This is a genomic window from Paenibacillus wenxiniae, assembly GCF_039822605.1.
Lineage (GTDB): Bacteria > Bacillota > Bacilli > Paenibacillales > Paenibacillaceae > Saccharibacillus > Saccharibacillus wenxiniae.
On sequence record NZ_JBCGUH010000026.1, the window covers coordinates 1 to 17306 of the forward strand.

Consider the following 17306-nt stretch of genomic DNA (forward strand, 5'->3'; position numbering starts at 1 on the left):
ACCCATCAGCTACACGGAGGCTGTCTGTTACCAAACGCCCCTCGTGAGCGTATACGAGCTGTTCCATGCTCAGTCCCCCTGTCCTATTAGTTGCGCGGCGGCCAGCTCCAGCAGCCTACATCCTCGCCCTCGTGGCACTCCATACCGGCGCGAGTTTCATTCGTATAAAACACCGTTAAGATGATCGTGCCTGACTGGTTGACCTGAGTGACGATAGCTGGGCGATCACCACTCACTGAGTGATATTGCACAACGCGACCGATTGTTGGTTTCATGGTGCAGCTCCTTCCTCACGTTGCTTGATCCAAGTGATGAGCGCATCTTTGCGGATGCGCCGAATATTACCCAACTTATAACTAGGCAACGGATGCTCTTTAGCAAGGCACCACTTCCGAGCTGTCTTGGTACACACTCCTTGACTTTCAGCCAATTGCGCTATAGTTAAAGTTGGTGGGTACATCTCAAGACTAGTCATACAAACCCTCCCCTTATTTTTGTCTAATTAAATTAGACTCAGAGCTAAAAAAAATAGACTCAAAGTCTACACCGACAAGCTCGCAAAATTGCTTCGCTTCACCAATGGTTATGAGGTCGGGATTCTTCTCCCATTTCCCATAAGTTTGTGGGTGAACGCCCATTACTTCAGCAATTTCCTTCTGCTTTTTGTCTGCCAACATCCGTGCTTGCTTCATGGTCAATATCACATTTTCACCTCCTATCCATCTTGGAGATAATCTAATATTAATCTATTTAAATTAGACTGTCAACATCCTAATCTATTTTAATTTCACTTTCACATTGATTATTTTCGACTTTTACAATATAATCTAAATTAATTAGAATACATTGATACGGGGTGTTTACAGTGGGAATAAAAGAGAACATAAAGATACTTAGGGATAGATATGATTTAACGCAACAAGAACTAGCAGAAATAGCCGGAGTAGGCAATAAAGCTGTATCCGCTTGGGAGAATGGATTGTCTGAGCCAAGAATGGGCGCGATCGAAAGAATGGCCGCGCACTTTAACATTAAAAAAAGTAATCTTATTGAAGAAGGTGGATTGGAAATAGCGGATAATGCAGAATCAGAATTCGATGAAGCGTTAGAAGGGTTTTTAGTGAAATATGGATTTGATCTAAGTGAAATTAAAGACATTGCCGCTTATATTGAATATGTAAAATCGAAGCGTTAATAACGCCGACTACATAAAATTTACTTTTACAAGGTGGTGATCTTATGGCAAGAGCTAAACGATATCCCAAAGTACGTGAACTGAGCAACGGACGCTTCACTTACCGTTATTCAGTCATCAATTCGGAAACCGGTAAACGTAAGCAAAAGGAAACTAGAGGTTTTTCTACTGCGAAAGAAGCGTATCAAGAAGGGTTACGCATAGAAGAAGAAATCGCAAGAGGTATTTACATCGAAGAATCAAAACTTCTTGTAAAGGATTGGGCTGATAAATGGTTAGAAATTTATTCTTCAAGCGGACGAGTTAAGCCATCATCAATCCATACTCGTAGATCGAATTTATCTGTGTTAAAAAGAAAGTTAGGTTTCTTGAAACTAAAAGATGTCACACCTATGATTTACCAAGATATGCTGGATGATATGAAAAAGGAAGGAAAACAAAAAAATACAATTTCTAATTTTCATACTACTGCTAAAATGATGTTTAAAAAAGCAAAGCAGTTAGAGTTGATAGCTAAGAATCCGACCGAGGATGCAGAAATCCCTGTATATTCTAAGACCGTGGAAGAATTAGAAACAGAGGAAGAAATCCCTAGATTTCTTGAAAAAAACGAGCTGGCGACCCTTTTAAAAGTATCTCAGGAACACGGCGATACACAAATGTATCATGCCCTATTCGTCCTTTCTTATACAGGATTGAGAGTGGGAGAAATGCTGGCGCTGAAATTGAGTGACATAGATCGAATCAATAAAAGAATAAAAGTGGCTAAAACTCTCTTCGAAAGAGGAGGTATAAAGAAATTCAAGTTAATTCCGCCAAAAACAAAATCATCAAGAAGAAGTGTTGATTTAGGGAGCAGTGTTTTAAAAATAATTTCAAAGCAGGAAGCTTGGAGGAATGAATTCATAATGTTTCGAAGAAACGAAATCCACAATGTTGGAGATTTTTTGTTTCTAAACCAAAAAACTTTGCCTGGGTATCCGTTAAGTGAAGGTGATGTTTTAGATTTTATGAAAAAGATGTTAAAAAAATCCGGTCTAAACGAAAGTCTAACTCCGCACTCTTTGAGACATACCTACACATCGTTAATGGCAGAAGCTGGGGTAGAATTGCCTGCAATTCAAAGGTTGCTCGGTCATAGCAATGATGTGATAACACAAACTATTTATCTTCACATTACTAAGACAAAGAAAAAAGAAGCGGTAGATAAGTTAGATTCATTAATGAGTGGAGTATTTTAGTTTGTGGTTAAAATGTGGTTTTTTTTAGATTACTTTCTTCGTAATCTCTTATGTATGAAGGGTTCACACCTCGTTCAACAGACATCTTCATGATCTCCTGCGGTGTATAATAAGCCATTGTATATCCTCCATCCATGTCATCTTCGTTGTTAGCATACGGTTGTGTGCAAACAGGGACTCGCTCATTGTGATTACAGTTCCGGCGCCAGGTTGCAATACCCAATAGCAAATCATTACAGCACAAAAAACCACCATAACAAGCCCTCATCCTGCTGACATAAGACATGTGTCATAACATACAGAGGAACCGGTAATGCTGGTTAATTCCCTTACATTTCACGTATAAGGTCATCAATCAACGGTATTACATTTATGTTTAGAGCCTAGACATCATATGAATCGACTCCAAACCAGCTTGAGCTGCTTTCTAAGATTACTGGACAGCCTATTGTTTGTCAATCTTGTGACAAAAAAATAGAAGGCATGCGCCTTCTATTTTCCATTTTGTCGCTATTCTCTTTTGCTACTGTACAAGCTTCTTTTGTTAGCATGAGCTTATTTTACTGCATTCGATTCCTCTACCCGCTATGTTTTTGCAGGTTAACCACCAATATGAGACATCTCCACTTTGGAACCATATTGTCGATCCGGCGCTGCTTCGGTTCCGCGATCGAGTGAATACCGATCATGTCGACCGTTCCATATATCCGATACACGCTGAGCAATATCATCATCGCTTAAATCCGAGCGTAGCAGTGCACGCAGATCATGCCCTTTCGTAGCAAACAGGCATGTGTACAGCCGACCTTCCGCCGATAACCGCGCGCGCGTACAGGAACCGCAAAACGCTTCGGTCACCGAGGAAATAAAGCCAATCTCTCCCTTGCCATCGGTAAAGCGATAGCGTGTCGCTACTTCTCCCTCATAGTTCGGCGCAATCGCTTCAAGCGGCCAATGCTCGCCAATGCGATCCAATAGCTCTTGCTTACTGACCACATGCTCCCGATTCCAGCCATTCGTATTGCCCACATCCATATATTCAACCAGGCGCAAAATATGACCGCGCTCCCGGAAATAATTTACCATCGGTACGACTGCATCTTCATTGAATCCACGCTGCACGACCATATTGACTTTAACCGACAATCCTGCTGCCGCCGCCGCATCAATACCTTCCAGCACCGGCTTCACCCGACTACGTCCACCGTTCATTTTTAGGAACAGATCATCTTCCAGACTGTCCAGACTAACCGTAATTCGGTGCAGTCCGGCTGCCTTTAGCTCCGTTGCCTTGCGTGCAAGCAGACTGCCATTCGTCGTTAGGGACAGATCGTCTGCCCCTAGCGACGACAGACGCTCAATAATGCTGGCCAGATCTTTACGCAGTAGCGGCTCACCGCCGGTAATCCGCAGCTTTTGCGTGCCCAATCCGACAAAGATCGCCGCCATGCGGCCAATTTCCGCTTCACTCAGCACATGCTCATTCGATAAAAAGGTGTAATCTTTACCGAAAATCTCCTCCGGCATACAATACCGGCAACGGAAATTACAGCGGTCTGTGACGGAGATCCGTAAATCCCGCATAATACGGTTATGCTGATCATAGATAGCCATCGTCTCTCCTCCAATCCTCGCTTCATGTCCGATATATAATAAGGCGCCTACCGTCTGCGCTAACCGAACGCATCATTGCGCTGGAAAGTAGGGACGATATCGCCTGAAAGTGATTCCTTTTAGAATAGCACAGTACTTTCCTGCTTGTCCGCATATTCTTTCAAACGCTGCGGATGCGTGTACACATTGCAGCTTTCGCCGCGAATAAAACCGACGGTTGTAATGCCAAGATGATCTGCCAGATCCAGCGCCAATTCGGTCGGTGCGGACTTGGATAAAATGACCTCACAGCCAATTTTGGACACTTTGGTCAAAATTTCCGAGGAGATCCGTCCGCTAAACGCGATAATTTTCCCCTGCGGTGTGATGTCATTTTTCAGACACCAGCCGTAAATTTTGTCCAGCGCATTATGACGACCGATATCGCTGCGAGCTAGTACGACTCCATTCGGATCGCATAAGGCAGCAGTATGCACCCCACCTGTTTGCTTGAACAGTTCACTCTGTTGCTGCACTCCATCCATCAGGGCAAAACATTGCTGAAAGGTAAGCTGGACTCGCACTTCATCCATCCGTTTCGCTGTACGGGCATCGTTAAAAAAAACAAAGCCCTGCCGACTGGTCCCACAGCAGGATGTAATATACCGCTTCGTGAACAGTTGCCGATGCTGTGGTTTCCAGCGATCGGTGCGCACATGCACAAAGCCTTCATCCTCCTGTACCCACAGCTCGTTAATATCGCTATATTGCTGAATGACCCCTTCGGATGCGAGAAATCCGATCGTCATATCCTCCACATACTCTGGCGTACATACAAGCGTGACAAATTCCTCGCCATTAACCTTTACAGTAATCGGCTGTTCGGATACGACCAGATCCTGCTTTTCTTCCAACTGTCCGCCTTCGTAGCGGATCATCGTGCGTTGCTGCTTAAACTCCGCGTTCATGATATCATCCCTGTTCAATATTTTTTTCAAACACAAACACGGAGATGGCAAAATCATCCTCCACTTTAATATCGGTAAACAGATGTTGAAGCTTTGAACCGCATAGCTCTTCCATTCCGTCCGGTACATGCTGCTCATACAGCTTCTGTACCATCTGCGTGCGAGCGCGATGCACCATCTCCTTGCCCTCTACCGTGCCGGCAATGAATTTCTCAGTCGGGGTAAAATTGCCCCACATTTTCGTAATCGCCATATTGTCAACAAAGGTCGTATGAATACGCTCCGGCCCTTTGCCAAATGTATCTTTGCGTACTTTACGTACAATCTCGTTAAATGCCGCCTCTTTTTTCATCGCTGTTCCTCCCTGCCTGTTGTAGCTCAACGGTACGTTAATGATCATACACCTGATCCCCTGAAATTCAAGTGCCGCTTTATTTCCCAGCGGTTCAGCACTCGTTTACGATTCGTCTATCACCTATCATGTTAAGTTTGAACAAGTTGTGTCTTGAATTTCTATCCAGGAGGAGTATAATATTTTTAGTCACATGATTGTCAATGATTTTGGGTTGATTGGTTAGTATGTCATTGCTAACGGATTACTCCACTTTAAACTTGCTGCCTGATCCAGGCGTCGACTTTAAGGTGGAGTTTTTTTATGCCCTTTTCATGCCGAACCCGATCATAGATAGGCAAAATACACGCAAATTGATAACGAAGGAGTCTCCACATGAACGAATCTTCAGCCATCAAGTTAACGATTAACGGACAAGAGTACGAAGCCCAGCCGGGCATGACTGTACTGCAAGCGATCAATCTAGCGCAGATTCAGCATCCACAAGTATGCTACGTACCTGAAGTCGATCCGATCCAGACCTGTGATACATGTATCGTCGAAATTGATGGCAAGCTTACCCGTGCTTGCTCTACACCGGTAACGGCAGACATGAGTGTACAAACCGATTCGCTCTCTGCTAAAGCGGCACAGACTGAAGGCATGGATCGCCTGCTTGAAAACCATATGCTATATTGCACCGTTTGTGATAACAATAACGGCAACTGCACACTGCACAATACCGTGGAAGCGATGGGCATCGAGCATCAGAAATATCCATACACACCTAAGGCACCTGCCAATGAAGTGGATATGTCTCATCCTTTTTATCGCTATGATCCAAACCAGTGCATCGCCTGTGGACAATGTGTCGAGGTATGCCAGAACTTGCAGGTAAACGAAACATTGTCAATTGATTGGGAAGCAGATCGTCCACGCGTCGTCTGGGATGATGGCGTGTCGATCAATGAATCGTCCTGCGTCAGTTGCGGACAATGTGTAACGATCTGTCCATGTAATGCACTGATGGAAAAATCGATGATCGGTCAAGCGGGCTTTATGTCGGGTATCGGTGAAAATATGTTGAACCCGATGATCGATGTGATCAAGGAAGTCGAACCTGGCTATAGCGGTATTTTCGCTATTTCCGAGGTTGAAGCAGCGATGCGTGATACACGCACACGCAAAACGAAAACGGTTTGTACGTTCTGCGGTGTTGGCTGTTCGTTTGAAGTATGGACCAAAGGTCGCGAAATTTTGAAAGTACAACCGACTCACGATGCACCGGTCAATGCTATTTCCACTTGTGTGAAAGGGAAATTCGGCTGGGACTTCGTCAACAGTGATCAGCGTCTGACGACACCGCTCATTCGTCAGGGCGATGAATTCGTGGAAGCGACATGGGATGAAGCATTAACATATGTAGCCCAGCGTATGAATGACATTCGTAATGAGCATGGCAGCGACAAACTGGGCTTTATCTCCTCTTCCAAAATTACGAACGAAGAGAACTATGTGATCCAGAAGCTCGCTCGCCAAATTTTCCAAACGAACAATGTGGATAACTGCTCCCGTTATTGCCAATCCCCTGCATCAGACGGTCTGATGTCAACGGTTGGTATCGGCGGTGATGCAGGTACGATTAAAGATATCGCGGCTGCGGGTCTGGTCATTCTGATCGGCTGTGCTCCTGCCGATGGTCACCCGGTACTGGCGACACGCATTAAGCGTGCACATAAGCTGCACGGACAAAAGCTAGTCGTTGCCGATCTGCGTAAGCATGAGATGGCAGAACGTTCCGACCTGTTCATTCGTCCGCAGCAAGGCACAGACTTTGTGTGGATTACTGCAATTACGAACTATATGATTCAGCAGGGCTGGCATCAGCCCGACTTTATCAAACAGCATGTGAATCAATATGAGGATTACCTGAAGCTGATCGAGCCATACACGCTCGCTTATGCTGAAGAAGTAACCGGTATCGCGCAAGCCGAACTGATCTCCATCGCTGAAATGATTCGCGATGCCGATGGTACAGCAATCTGTTGGGGTATGGGTGTAACGCAAAATATCGCTGGCTCTCATACGTCTGCGGCGATCTCCAATCTGCTGCTTGCCACTGGTAACTATATGCGTCCAGGCGCAGGTGCCTATCCACTGCGTGGGCATAACAATGTACAGGGTGCCTGCGATATGGGCACATTGCCACCGTGGTTGCCGGGTTACCAGCATGTATCGAATGATGAAGCACGTGCCAAATTTGAACAGGCGTATGGCGTACCGATCTCTCCGGTGCCGGGCAAAGACAATATCGCTATGGTCGATGGGATTGCCCGTGGCGAGATGAAGGCGATGTATCTAGTTGGTGAAGATATGGCGTGGATCGATTCGAACGTGAATCATGTGCATGAAATGCTATCCCAGCTTGAATTTTTCGTCGTACAGGATGTGTTCTTATCCAAAACGGCTCAATTCGCCGATGTGATCTTGCCTGCGGCTCCATCGCTGGAGAAGGATGGTACATTTTCCAATACAGAGCGTCGTGTACAACGTCTGTATCAAGTGCTGGAACCGCTTGGTGATTCCAAACCAGACTGGTGGATTACGACACAACTGGCGAAGAAGCTTGGTTTTGATTGGGGTTATACACATCCAGCTGAGATTTTCGCCGAGATGGCGAGTCTGACTCCATTTTTCGCACAATGTGATTATGATGTGCTGGAAGGCTGGGGCAGCTTCCACTGGGGTTCGTCGGATGGTGCGGATACACCGCTGTTATACACCGAAGGCTTCCATTTCCCGGACAAAAAAGCACGCTTCTCGCTCGTCGATTATGTGCCACCGGTGGAATATCCTGCTGAATTCGATCTTGTACTGAACAATGGTCGCCTGCTGGAGCATTTCCATGAAGGTAATATGACGAACAAGTCCCAGGGCATCAATCGCAAGTTGCCAGAAGTGTTTGTAGAGGTATCGCCGGAACTTGCGGCAGAACGAGGCGTTGAAGATGGTACACTCGTTCGTCTGGAATCTCCATATGGAGCGATCAAGCTGCGCGCGGTCGTTACCGATCGTGTACGTGGACAGGAAATTTATGTACCGATGCACTCGGTTAGTCACGAGACAGCGGTCAATTTACTGACTGGCTCTGCGGTCGACGTGCGTACCCATACGCCAGCTTACAAGCAGACCAAAGTACGCATGCAAATTTTGAACGTCAAAGGCGTCAACCCACTACCGGAAATCAACCCGCGCTACAAAAAACGTCATCCGCAAAATGGCGTCGAAGTACAGCGTAAATGGGATCGTCCTGACTACGTATCACTTGTAGATATGTAAAAGAGCCTTCTCCCGGGTTAGAAATACGGATCAACTAGGGCGTGTACGCAAACTCTTTTGGCTGGGACAAACACCACGCCGGCAAGGAAGAAAGGGACCGATTCCGGTCTCGCACAGGAATCTACGGAATAGGAGCACGTTGTAGATTCCCGTGCTCAAAACAGTACGATATTTGCTTTGCAAAAATCCTTTCTATATAGATCTCGTGTTAGAAAATAGCTAGCCTTACAAGTCGTGCTTTTCCTTATTTCCTTCCCGCAGTGAATTACTGTTTACACGTATACGAGTTTGCATACATGCCCCAGTGCCTATTCACATGACGATATCAATACGAAATAAAAGGAGCATAGCATATGGCCGTACCCATCACAGCGATTCGCAAGAAGATGCTAACCGAACAGGAACAACAGCAACAGACGATCGAACGATTGCAAAAGGAATTGACCGAATCGAATGCCGCATTGGAGCGCTCGCTGTCCATTTTACGAGAATTGGAAACGAGCGGCATACTGGAAGCGGCGGAATCGATGCTCAAAGCGAAAGCAGAAATTGCCGAGATCGTACTTAGTCAGGTATCCCGTAAGGAAATAACGAATCTGATCAACAACGGTATGGCAGCAGCAGGCGCCTTAACTGCCGTCGATCCTGCGCAAACTGCCCAGCTGATGAATAGTGTACAGGCAGGACTCCAAGAAGCAGCCCGTCCACAAACCGAAAAGATCGGTCTAATGACGATGCTGCGTGCACTCAAAGACCCTGATATTCAGCGCGCATTAGGATTTGGATTGCGATTTATGAAAGGGCTAGGTAAAGGTTTGAAAAAGGATACCCCTTCACAGCATTAATGGATATTCATATTATGGATATTCATGTTATGGATATTGATCCGACTCGCTTTGGATCGCGGAAATAAACTGCTGTTATCTAATAAGCGATTAAAGATCAACAGACTACAGACGCTCAATACAGTCTCCCTCTGAGGAACATTATAGGTAATACTCTGAGTATTGTGCACATTCTGATTAGCATTTTGAGGAATCCTACTTGAATTTTATGATTCATTTTAGGTTAAAATATCCCACTATCCCAACAACGGAGTCCGCTATGCATAGCGCCTCCGTTGTTTTATTTTGTCTGTATGAGCGATATTTCCATTTATATAAATATGAAGGATTTATTATGAGGAATGCTATTTGTACGCATTCTGAGTATTATGCACATTTTGAGTAGCATTTTATAGATTTCCTTCTTTTACTTTGTTGCATTTTGCCTGGTCGTATTTTGCTTTGTTGCACGATCGTCTCTTGCTTGGTAAACCTACAATTTGCAACTATGTATTCATAGGTAGATTTCCCTCTTAAATTCTTCTATTTTTCTAATGTTCTATTCTTCTATAAAACATTAGAACAGCAAAAAAATAACCTATCAAAACTATATCCATCATTTATCGCTCATTTATCGTTCAATACTCAGCGAACTGCTGATACCTAATATAGACTGACACAAGCTTTGCTATCAGTAATTGACAATATTTACAGCTCTATGTAAATATAAAGTATCCGACTTGCTGCTTTTTACATACATATAACAACATACTTCCACCATCACGCAGTACATACTCCCCGATCTCTTCGCGTGATACTCATTTTGCATTCTTTCTACGTAATTGCAGTAGAGTCTGAATTCAACTTGCTTAAGGAGGAATAATAATGATTAAAAAAGGTACCGCACTGCTTGTTACAGCTACTCTTACATTAGGTATTGGCACAGGTGCAATCGCTGCCACAAGCTTGCAGCCGATTCGCGCCTACCTGAATAGCGCACTCTCTTTTAATGTGAATGGTACAGCGGCTCAGCTCACCGATGCAAATGGTAAAAAAGTTCTGCCCATTACGTACAATGGCACAACGTATTTGCCAGTTCGCGCAGTTGGTCAATTGATGGACATTCCTGTTAATTATAATAGCGCCAATTCTTCGATCAGCATTGGTAACGGTAGCACATCTGGTGGTAACACTGGCGGTGGCTCAACTACAACACCTTCGTCCAGCAAACCAACACTAAGTCAGCTTGGCTCAACAGCAATGGAAAGCTCTGAGCTACGTACGAAAGACCCAGCCAAAACGGTGTACAAAGGTAAAGACTACAAAGAAGTGTATATTAACGATAAGCCGGAATCATACCGTGACTTCCAGATCATGACCGACAACAAATATAGCACCCTTCATCTTGAAATGGCATTGTTAAGTGGTAACCAGAAAATCAATATTTACGATGGCGATCGTACAGTGCTCAAAACGGTATCGCTTTCCGCAGATCAGGGCATGACAAGTGTTGATGTCGATGTTAAAGGCGTAAAATCTGTGTTCGTAGAAAGCACGGACTATGACCCAGGTTCTGTATTGTTCGTACCATTAACGACTTCTTATCTGGTGCGTTAACTAGAGCAACGGTGCTTAACGTAAATTGTTGGTGAACGATCATGAGCATGAGGTTTTATTTTATCATTTCGATCAAGTGCTCGTGTATAACATTCGAGCGTTCTTTTATAACAATGCACTTCTATACTTCCAAGTAGTGGAACACGATATCTATTCCATTTTACAAATGCAAAATTTATAAATGCAAAAAAGCTGACGTTCAGGGGAGGACGTCAGCTTTTTTATGTGAACTGCCCGGCTGCATTTGGCAGATGCAGCGGACAAGGTGTTTTTGGCCGATTCAACATTGAAAAGGGGGAACTTTTCATTGGGTCATCATTTCAATTCTGTAACACTCCTGCACTCCGAAGAGACAAGGGGACGAGTTCTCCGGTACAGGAGTGTATGCAGAATCTGTACAAACGGTGCTACACCCGATCAAAGTTGTAGCTGGCTTGTCGACACAAGTGGGGAAGCTTCTACCGACAAGCTTTATACAATAAACGTCATTCAATAAACATTATGCAATGAAAATGGTCTAACAAAACGTTCTTATTTTTGTGGAACAGTCAGTTGAAAACCAGCAGGCAGCAGGTTGTTGGCAGCAACCAGCTCGTCTACAGTGACACCGTATTGAGCAGCAAGATCAGTTAGGCTGGCACCTTGTGGAACGACAACAGTGATGGTTTTGTTCGTTACATTAGTAGCTGGTGTTTGGGAGTTGGCAGGCTCCTGTGTTGTTGTTGTGCTGTCTTCTTCATCTGTACCGAACATGGCTTGGAATTGTGCTTCTTGTGCAGCTAGGAAAGCGGCATTGTTCGCCATGCGATCTTCTTTGTCTTTACGTTTCTCGTGGTTCGATTGATCGTTTGTTGCAGCGTAGGCGTGGCTACCTCCGATTGGGGCGATAGCAACGGCACCCAGGGTTGCAGCTAAAGTAGCGGACATCAGGATTTTAGTAAATTTGTTGTTCATGAGTAATGGCTCCTCTTCACTTTTTTATATTTTTATAAAACGTAATTAACTTTACTTAGGTAACTTATAACCAGTTCGTAACCTTGTGAATCTAATATACAACTAATTAAAGAATATTGCAAGCCTATCTAAACAATATTTTATTATATTTTGCAAAATTAATATTTCCGATATATAGTTAACCAACCTATCTACATTTTAAACACTGTTTTAACGTTTTGCAAAATTAGCCCAGCGTTCATTCCTTTCTACTCCACTTCCTACTTCCACTTTATTGAATTGAATAGCTTTGTTCGCCACTAAACTAACTCACATGATAGTTTATGCATTATGTCGATATAGGATCTTAAAATATAGATATGCCTCTATTTGGTACCAGGTGCTATATAAACGAAAAAATGCTACAATAAGCGAGTATGCATAACCATAACGTCAACCTATCGATATATACGAAAGCGAGGAATTTTATTTATGATTATTAAACCAAGAACTCGTGGTTTTATTTGTACGACAGCTCATCCGGCTGGATGTGCACGTCAGGTACAGGAACAGATCGAATATGTAAAATCCAAACCGGCGGTTAACGGTCCACGTAATGTGCTCGTGATCGGCGCTTCGACAGGATACGGGCTGTCTGCACGTATTGTAGCGGCATTTGGTGCAGGCGCAAATACGATCGGCGTGTATCGTGATGGTGGCTCGGTAAAAGGCCGCACGGCTTCGGCTGGCTGGTACAACTCGGCTGCATTTGAGCAGGCTGCGGAAGAAGCAGGTTTGAAATCGTTTAGCGTTATCGGCGATGCGTTTACGAATGAGTTAAAAGCAGATACGGTTGAAGCGATTCGCAGCGAATTGGGCAAAGTCGATATGGTCATCTACAGTGTAGCTGCGCCGCGTCGCACCGATCCGAACACAGGTGAAACGTATACATCCACACTGAAACCAATCGGTGAAACGTATACGAACAAAACGGTTAACTTCCATACCGGCGAAGTGAGTGAAATTAGTATCGAACCGGCTACACCAGAAGAGATCGAAGCTACGGTACGTGTGATGGGTGGCGACGATTGGAAATCCTGGATCGATGCGTTGAGCGCTGCCGACGTACTGACCGATGATGTCGTAACCGTAGCTTTCTCGTATATCGGTTCCAATATTACACAGGCGATCTACCGTCAGGGTTCGATCGGTCAGGCGAAAGATCATCTGGAAGCAACTGCTCGTCAGATGAACGAGGATCTCGGTTCCAAAGGCGGTCAGGCCTATGTAGCGGTATGTAAAGCACTCGTCACCCAATCCAGCTCGGCCATTCCGGTTGTGCCTCTGTACATGTCTGCCCTGTACAAAGTAATGAAAGAAAAAGGGATTCATGAAGGCTGTATCGAACAAATGTATCGCATGTTCGCTGATCGCCTCTATAATGGTGCCAATACACCTGTAGACGAGAAAGATCGTCTTCGTCTGGACGATTGGGAAATGCGTGATGATGTACAGGCCGAAGTGGCAACGATCTGGAACCAACTGTCGACTGAAAATGTATACGAGTTAACTGATCTGGAAGGCTATCGCAAAGAGTTCTTCCAACTGTTTGGCTTTGAAACGGATGGTGTCGATTACGAGGCTGATCTTGATCCGGATGTGAAAGTGCCGCACGCGAAGTATTAATTTTTAATTGCAAAGCTTTAATCGATATGATCAAAAACGATATCATCAAAAAGCCGCATGTTCTCTGTTACCGTTGGACAGAGACTTATGCGGCTTTCTTTTACTTACGATCCGATTTAAGCCCCAGGCTGAGCAATGCGCCCACCGCTGCTATACAAGCTGCCAGCATAAACGTATCACGATAAGCAAGCGCATGAGCGATCGGTTCTATCATCTGTGCCTGATCCTGTCGTACCGTCATGCGTAGCATGAGAAATTGACTTAGACCTGCAATCGACAGCGGAATAATTAGATTCGCCCCTGCTGAAGTTAGCGGCGTTACCCGATTGACTGTATCCGCTGGAGCAGACTGTAAAATATACGTGTTCAATGACATCATACATAGCCCCATTCCTACGCCTAATAGACCTACCATTGCACCAGTGATGAAGCGATCTGCATCGACATTCATTTGCGACATCAGTAGTAAGGCTACAGCAATCGTTGTTAAACCTGTAATAGCTAAAGGTCGTATCCCCCAGCGATCAAATAACCTGCCTCCAATCGGCATCAACAAACCCGATGTCAGCGCCAGCATACTCATAACCAATCCAGCTTGTAGCGGAGTATAGTGCTTCACATTTTGCAAAAATTGAGGGATAAATACAATCGAGCCGTTTAGCGCCATATATTGAATCCAGCTCACGAACATTCCCTGTCGAAAACGTTTCGTCCGAAAAGCTCGCAATTCCAAAATAGGATAAGCATGCCGGTTTTCATGAAACCATAACCAGATCAGCAACCCTATACCTGCCATAGCTAGACAACATACGATCCAGAGGCTTGTCTTTACATTCAGCGCCAGTGCCAGCAAAACAAATGAAGACGGTGCTAACAGTAAACCAGCTACATCAAGCGGCTTTTTATGAGTAGTGGAGAACTGGAGCGCTTTTAAAGGAGCGACATAGCGGATCGTTAAAATGATTGCAGCGATGCCAATCGGAACATTGATCCAAAAAATCCAGTGCCAGCTCACAATTTCTAACAGCCAGCCTGATAAGATTGGTCCTGAAGCGGGAGCGATCAGCATCGGTATGCCCAGCATCCCCATCACCTGACCCTGTTTGTGAGAAGGAGCGAGACGAAACACAGCAGCCATGCCAATCGGTTGAATCAAGCCTCCACCTAATCCCTGTATGATACGAAAAATGATCAGTTGCTCCACACTTTGCGCTATGGCACATAATACAGAGCCGATAACAAACACAACAATAGCCCCTATTAACGCTCTAGCTACGCCTACCTGCTCGGAAAACCAACCAGCCAATGGAATCGTTACAGACATAGCTAACATGTATCCGATAATGACCCATTGTAATATGGCAAAAGCAACTTTAAGATCGTCACTTAATTTGGGAATCGCCACATTCATCGCCGTACTATCGATCATAACCATCATCATACCTGGAATAATCGCAGCTATTGCATAAATAAAGGCTTTCCTGCCTACAGGCTTCCGTTCTATAGGGGATGCTGATGACGCTGATAAGAAAACCGCAGATTGATCCGACATATGATCCTCCTTTTAATGAACACAGTGTTGATTAGTGATGATAAGCTCATTATAATGAGGCATATAAAAATCTAATGATCACTATCGTATTCTATGTTCATTAATCAACACGGAACGCTATAATGCTCAGTAACTTTAATTATTTTTAAGTGGGGGATGGGAAGTGGACAAAAAAATAGATCGTCGTATTTTACGCACCCAACAGCAGTTGAAAGAAGCTTTATTTGATCTCGCAGCCTACCAAACGCCTGATGGGATTACCGTCAAACAATTGACCGATCATGCCGGCTTAAATAGAGGAACGTTTTATTTACACTATCAAGGGATGGATGAATTTTTTGAGCAATTAAAAGAGGAGATATTGGACGAATATTATGCCATCATTAAAAAGTTAGCCTATACTACGCAAGATCGTGAACCTTTTACCGATCCGCCTGCTGGATTTGTGCGTCCCTTTCAGTATATTTGCGAGCATCAACGTTTTTTTACATTGTTTATGGGTTCGGCAAAGGATGGGGATTTTGCCCAACGACTGACAGAATTATTGAAGCAGCAATTTCAGTATTCGTATTTAGCGAAAAATCCTCATAAAGAACTTCACGATATTCCTGTAAAACAACTTTATCTTTTTGCATATATGGCATCTGCCTATGTAGGATGTATCAAATTTTGGATTCAACGTCATTTCGATGTATCTCCAAGCGAAATGGCTATATTATTTTCCGAAATATCCCGCTTAGGTTCTGCTCAACTGTATGATGCAGACTGATGTTCCATTCGTCTGTTTCCCTTGCGCTTTGTTTGCACGCTCCACGCTCTATGTAAAACTTCGTAGAGTTGGACGAAAATATGTATCCTACCGAGTTTGCAGATACGTATGGAACATGTACGCCACTCTTTTTGGCACGGCAGACACTACTGCGGCTTACGTTATAGGAGTTTGCCTACACGCTCTGGCTAGATGCAAAAGTATAGAAGTGATTGCAAAAGCGCCACATCTATTATTCCCATAGTTTCATATCGGTATGATTGCATTCATATAACAACGCAATAAAAATTAATTTAATCGCTTACAGGTTCAAAATATTGTAACTTTAACCGTGCCTGTATAGTCCTGATTTACGGTATATTTAAATTATTCAAATTGTAGTTAATTTACTCTATTCAGAAATCGGATCGATGCAAGCGACAATAGCATCTATACGCCTGGGATGATCAATGGCAGTAGATCAGAGGAATAACAGCTTGCAGTCCAGATTCAACAAAGGAGCCTCTAAATGGGAAATATGCTTAAAACTCTCCGTACAGTAGGTCATGTGGAAGCGATTTCGTATCTACTGCTCGTGCTGGTGGCAATGCCGCTCAAGTATTTGGCTAATCAGCCACTAATGGTTACATATGTAGGCATGATTCATGGTGTATTGTTTGTCGCTTATGTGGCAGCGATTGCGGTTACACTGATCATGCGCAAAATCACGTTTAAACAGTCGATTCTAGCATTTATCGCTTCGTTGCTACCATTTGGTCCATTTGTATTCGATCGCTATTTGCAGCGTCATACTACACCAACAGCTGAAGTGTCTGCTACAGAAGTGCAAAAAGGCTAATTTATCTTTCCTGAGATGGAGTTGAATGTTATAGCCAATGCTTTGACTGTCATTCCTTGCACAGGTGAAACCACGTCAGATTCTCCGTGATAGCACGATCAACCTAAGCGAAGAAGTAAGTGGCAAAATCATTAACGTACTCGCTCTGTATGTAAAAGAGCTATCGATTATACGCTGGTAGGCTACGAGTTAGCTGTAAATTATACGTTGAGTGTGAGCTATACGCTAATTCTATGCCATATCCTGTTTGAACGGTATACGTTAATCGTATGATCGGAGCAATTCATATGAAGCTCGTTGATCCTACAGACAATTGCTATACGACATGGAGTCATTTCAGTAAAGCCCTGTGCACCGGAAAATAAAGCTCCCTTCACTTTCCGGTGAAAGGGGCTTTTTGGCGTTAGGGATTGTGCGAAT

At 44.1% G+C, this 17306-nt stretch carries 16 protein-coding genes; 8 read left to right on the forward strand and 8 right to left on the reverse strand.

The genetic code is table 11. The annotated features are described in order from the left end of the window. Positions 1-86 precede the first annotated feature (86 nt). From AAHF22_RS23010 to AAHF22_RS23015, 3 genes are read right to left on the reverse strand one after another with little or no spacing between them, the layout of a single operon-like run. Positions 87-275: a hypothetical protein gene (locus AAHF22_RS23010; RefSeq protein ID WP_347327333.1), complete on the reverse strand. Its 189-nt coding sequence runs from the start codon at positions 273-275 to the stop codon at positions 87-89. After that, positions 272-475, reverse strand: coding sequence for a helix-turn-helix domain-containing protein (locus tag AAHF22_RS23945; protein WP_371834105.1), 204 nt, complete (start codon positions 473-475; stop codon positions 272-274). The genes AAHF22_RS23010 and AAHF22_RS23945 overlap by 4 nt, the downstream gene beginning before the upstream one ends. Before the next feature lie 13 nt (positions 476-488). Next, positions 489-704 carry a helix-turn-helix transcriptional regulator gene (locus AAHF22_RS23015; protein WP_347327334.1) on the reverse strand — a complete coding sequence of 72 codons (216 nt, stop codon included), beginning with the start codon at positions 702-704 and terminating at the stop codon, positions 489-491. Positions 705-865: 161 nt separating this feature from the next. On the opposite strand from AAHF22_RS23015, the gene AAHF22_RS23020 reads away from it, so the two are divergent. Together AAHF22_RS23020 and AAHF22_RS23025 are read left to right on the forward strand one after the other, a co-directional pair. Then, the gene (locus AAHF22_RS23020) at positions 866-1195 is read left to right on the forward strand and encodes a helix-turn-helix transcriptional regulator (RefSeq protein WP_347327335.1); all 330 of its coding nucleotides are present in this window, start codon (positions 866-868) and stop codon (positions 1193-1195) included. A 44-nt stretch (positions 1196-1239) separates the two neighbouring features. Continuing rightward, positions 1240-2436, forward strand: a complete 1197-nt coding sequence (locus AAHF22_RS23025) for a site-specific integrase (RefSeq protein ID WP_347327336.1) — start codon at positions 1240-1242, stop codon at positions 2434-2436. Between the two features lie 600 nt (positions 2437-3036). Here the strand turns inward: AAHF22_RS23025 and moaA are convergent. From moaA to AAHF22_RS23040, 3 genes are all read right to left on the reverse strand, one after another. Continuing rightward, positions 3037-4050 carry a GTP 3',8-cyclase MoaA gene (gene moaA, locus AAHF22_RS23030; RefSeq protein ID WP_347327337.1) on the reverse strand — a complete coding sequence of 338 codons (1014 nt, stop codon included), beginning with the start codon at positions 4048-4050 and terminating at the stop codon, positions 3037-3039. 119 nt (positions 4051-4169) lie between these two features. After that, positions 4170-4997 carry a formate dehydrogenase accessory sulfurtransferase FdhD gene (gene fdhD / locus AAHF22_RS23035; RefSeq protein ID WP_347327338.1) on the reverse strand — a complete coding sequence of 276 codons (828 nt, stop codon included), beginning with the start codon at positions 4995-4997 and terminating at the stop codon, positions 4170-4172. 4 nt (positions 4998-5001) lie between these two features. Then, positions 5002-5349: a Na-translocating system protein MpsC family protein gene (locus AAHF22_RS23040; protein WP_347327356.1), complete on the reverse strand. Its 348-nt coding sequence runs from the start codon at positions 5347-5349 to the stop codon at positions 5002-5004. Positions 5350-5724: 375 nt separating this feature from the next. On the opposite strand from AAHF22_RS23040, the gene fdhF reads away from it, so the two are divergent. From fdhF to AAHF22_RS23055, 3 genes are all read left to right on the forward strand, one after another. Then, positions 5725-8667: a formate dehydrogenase subunit alpha gene (gene fdhF / locus AAHF22_RS23045; RefSeq protein WP_347327339.1), complete on the forward strand. Its 2943-nt coding sequence runs from the start codon at positions 5725-5727 to the stop codon at positions 8665-8667. A gap of 353 nt (positions 8668-9020) precedes the next feature. Further along, positions 9021-9512: a helical membrane plugin domain-containing protein gene (locus AAHF22_RS23050; RefSeq protein WP_347327340.1), complete on the forward strand. Its 492-nt coding sequence runs from the start codon at positions 9021-9023 to the stop codon at positions 9510-9512. Positions 9513-10376: 864 nt separating this feature from the next. After that, positions 10377-11108: a stalk domain-containing protein gene (locus tag AAHF22_RS23055; RefSeq protein WP_347327341.1), complete on the forward strand. Its 732-nt coding sequence runs from the start codon at positions 10377-10379 to the stop codon at positions 11106-11108. 531 nt (positions 11109-11639) lie between these two features. On the opposite strand, the gene AAHF22_RS23060 is transcribed toward AAHF22_RS23055, so the two are convergent. Beyond that, a complete protein-coding gene (locus AAHF22_RS23060) occupies positions 11640-12062 on the reverse strand; it encodes a LysM peptidoglycan-binding domain-containing protein (RefSeq protein WP_347327342.1) in 423 nt (140 codons plus the stop codon). A 471-nt stretch (positions 12063-12533) separates the two neighbouring features. Between AAHF22_RS23060 and fabV the strand changes: the two genes are divergently transcribed. Then, complete coding sequence (fabV, locus tag AAHF22_RS23065; protein ID WP_347327343.1) at positions 12534-13727, forward strand: enoyl-ACP reductase FabV; 1194 nt, start codon at positions 12534-12536, stop codon at positions 13725-13727. A 100-nt stretch (positions 13728-13827) separates the two neighbouring features. On the opposite strand, the gene AAHF22_RS23070 is transcribed toward fabV, so the two are convergent. Then, positions 13828-15279: an MDR family MFS transporter gene (locus AAHF22_RS23070; RefSeq protein ID WP_347327344.1), complete on the reverse strand. Its 1452-nt coding sequence runs from the start codon at positions 15277-15279 to the stop codon at positions 13828-13830. Positions 15280-15442: 163 nt separating this feature from the next. Here AAHF22_RS23070 and AAHF22_RS23075 point away from each other — a divergent pair, with 163 nt between their 5' ends. Together AAHF22_RS23075 and AAHF22_RS23080 are read left to right on the forward strand one after the other, a co-directional pair. After that, positions 15443-16048 (forward strand): TetR/AcrR family transcriptional regulator, encoded by a 606-nt coding sequence (locus AAHF22_RS23075; protein ID WP_347327345.1) that lies wholly within the window; start codon positions 15443-15445, stop codon positions 16046-16048. A 508-nt stretch (positions 16049-16556) separates the two neighbouring features. Beyond that, on the forward strand, positions 16557-16886 hold the full coding sequence (locus tag AAHF22_RS23080) for a DUF3817 domain-containing protein (RefSeq protein WP_347327346.1): 330 nt from the start codon (positions 16557-16559) through the stop codon (positions 16884-16886). The last annotated feature ends 420 nt before the right edge of the window (positions 16887-17306 follow it).

Coding starts and splice junctions, on each gene's coding strand:
- AAHF22_RS23055 (WP_347327341.1), top strand. CDS start 10,377: ATGATTAAAAAAGGTACCGCACTGCTTGTTACAGCTACTCTTACATTA.
- AAHF22_RS23050 (WP_347327340.1), top strand. CDS start 9,021: ATGGCCGTACCCATCACAGCGATTCGCAAGAAGATGCTAACCGAACAG.
- AAHF22_RS23010 (WP_347327333.1), bottom strand. CDS start 275: ATGAAACCAACAATCGGTCGCGTTGTGCAATATCACTCAGTGAGTGGT.
- AAHF22_RS23060 (WP_347327342.1), bottom strand. CDS start 12,062: ATGAACAACAAATTTACTAAAATCCTGATGTCCGCTACTTTAGCTGCA.
- AAHF22_RS23070 (WP_347327344.1), bottom strand. CDS start 15,279: ATGTCGGATCAATCTGCGGTTTTCTTATCAGCGTCATCAGCATCCCCT.
- AAHF22_RS23025 (WP_347327336.1), top strand. CDS start 1,240: ATGGCAAGAGCTAAACGATATCCCAAAGTACGTGAACTGAGCAACGGA.
- AAHF22_RS23945 (WP_371834105.1), bottom strand. CDS start 475: ATGACTAGTCTTGAGATGTACCCACCAACTTTAACTATAGCGCAATTG.
- fdhF (WP_347327339.1), top strand. CDS start 5,725: ATGAACGAATCTTCAGCCATCAAGTTAACGATTAACGGACAAGAGTAC.
- fdhD (WP_347327338.1), bottom strand. CDS start 4,997: ATGAACGCGGAGTTTAAGCAGCAACGCACGATGATCCGCTACGAAGGC.
- AAHF22_RS23040 (WP_347327356.1), bottom strand. CDS start 5,349: ATGAAAAAAGAGGCGGCATTTAACGAGATTGTACGTAAAGTACGCAAA.
- fabV (WP_347327343.1), top strand. CDS start 12,534: ATGATTATTAAACCAAGAACTCGTGGTTTTATTTGTACGACAGCTCAT.
- moaA (WP_347327337.1), bottom strand. CDS start 4,050: ATGGCTATCTATGATCAGCATAACCGTATTATGCGGGATTTACGGATC.
- AAHF22_RS23080 (WP_347327346.1), top strand. CDS start 16,557: ATGGGAAATATGCTTAAAACTCTCCGTACAGTAGGTCATGTGGAAGCG.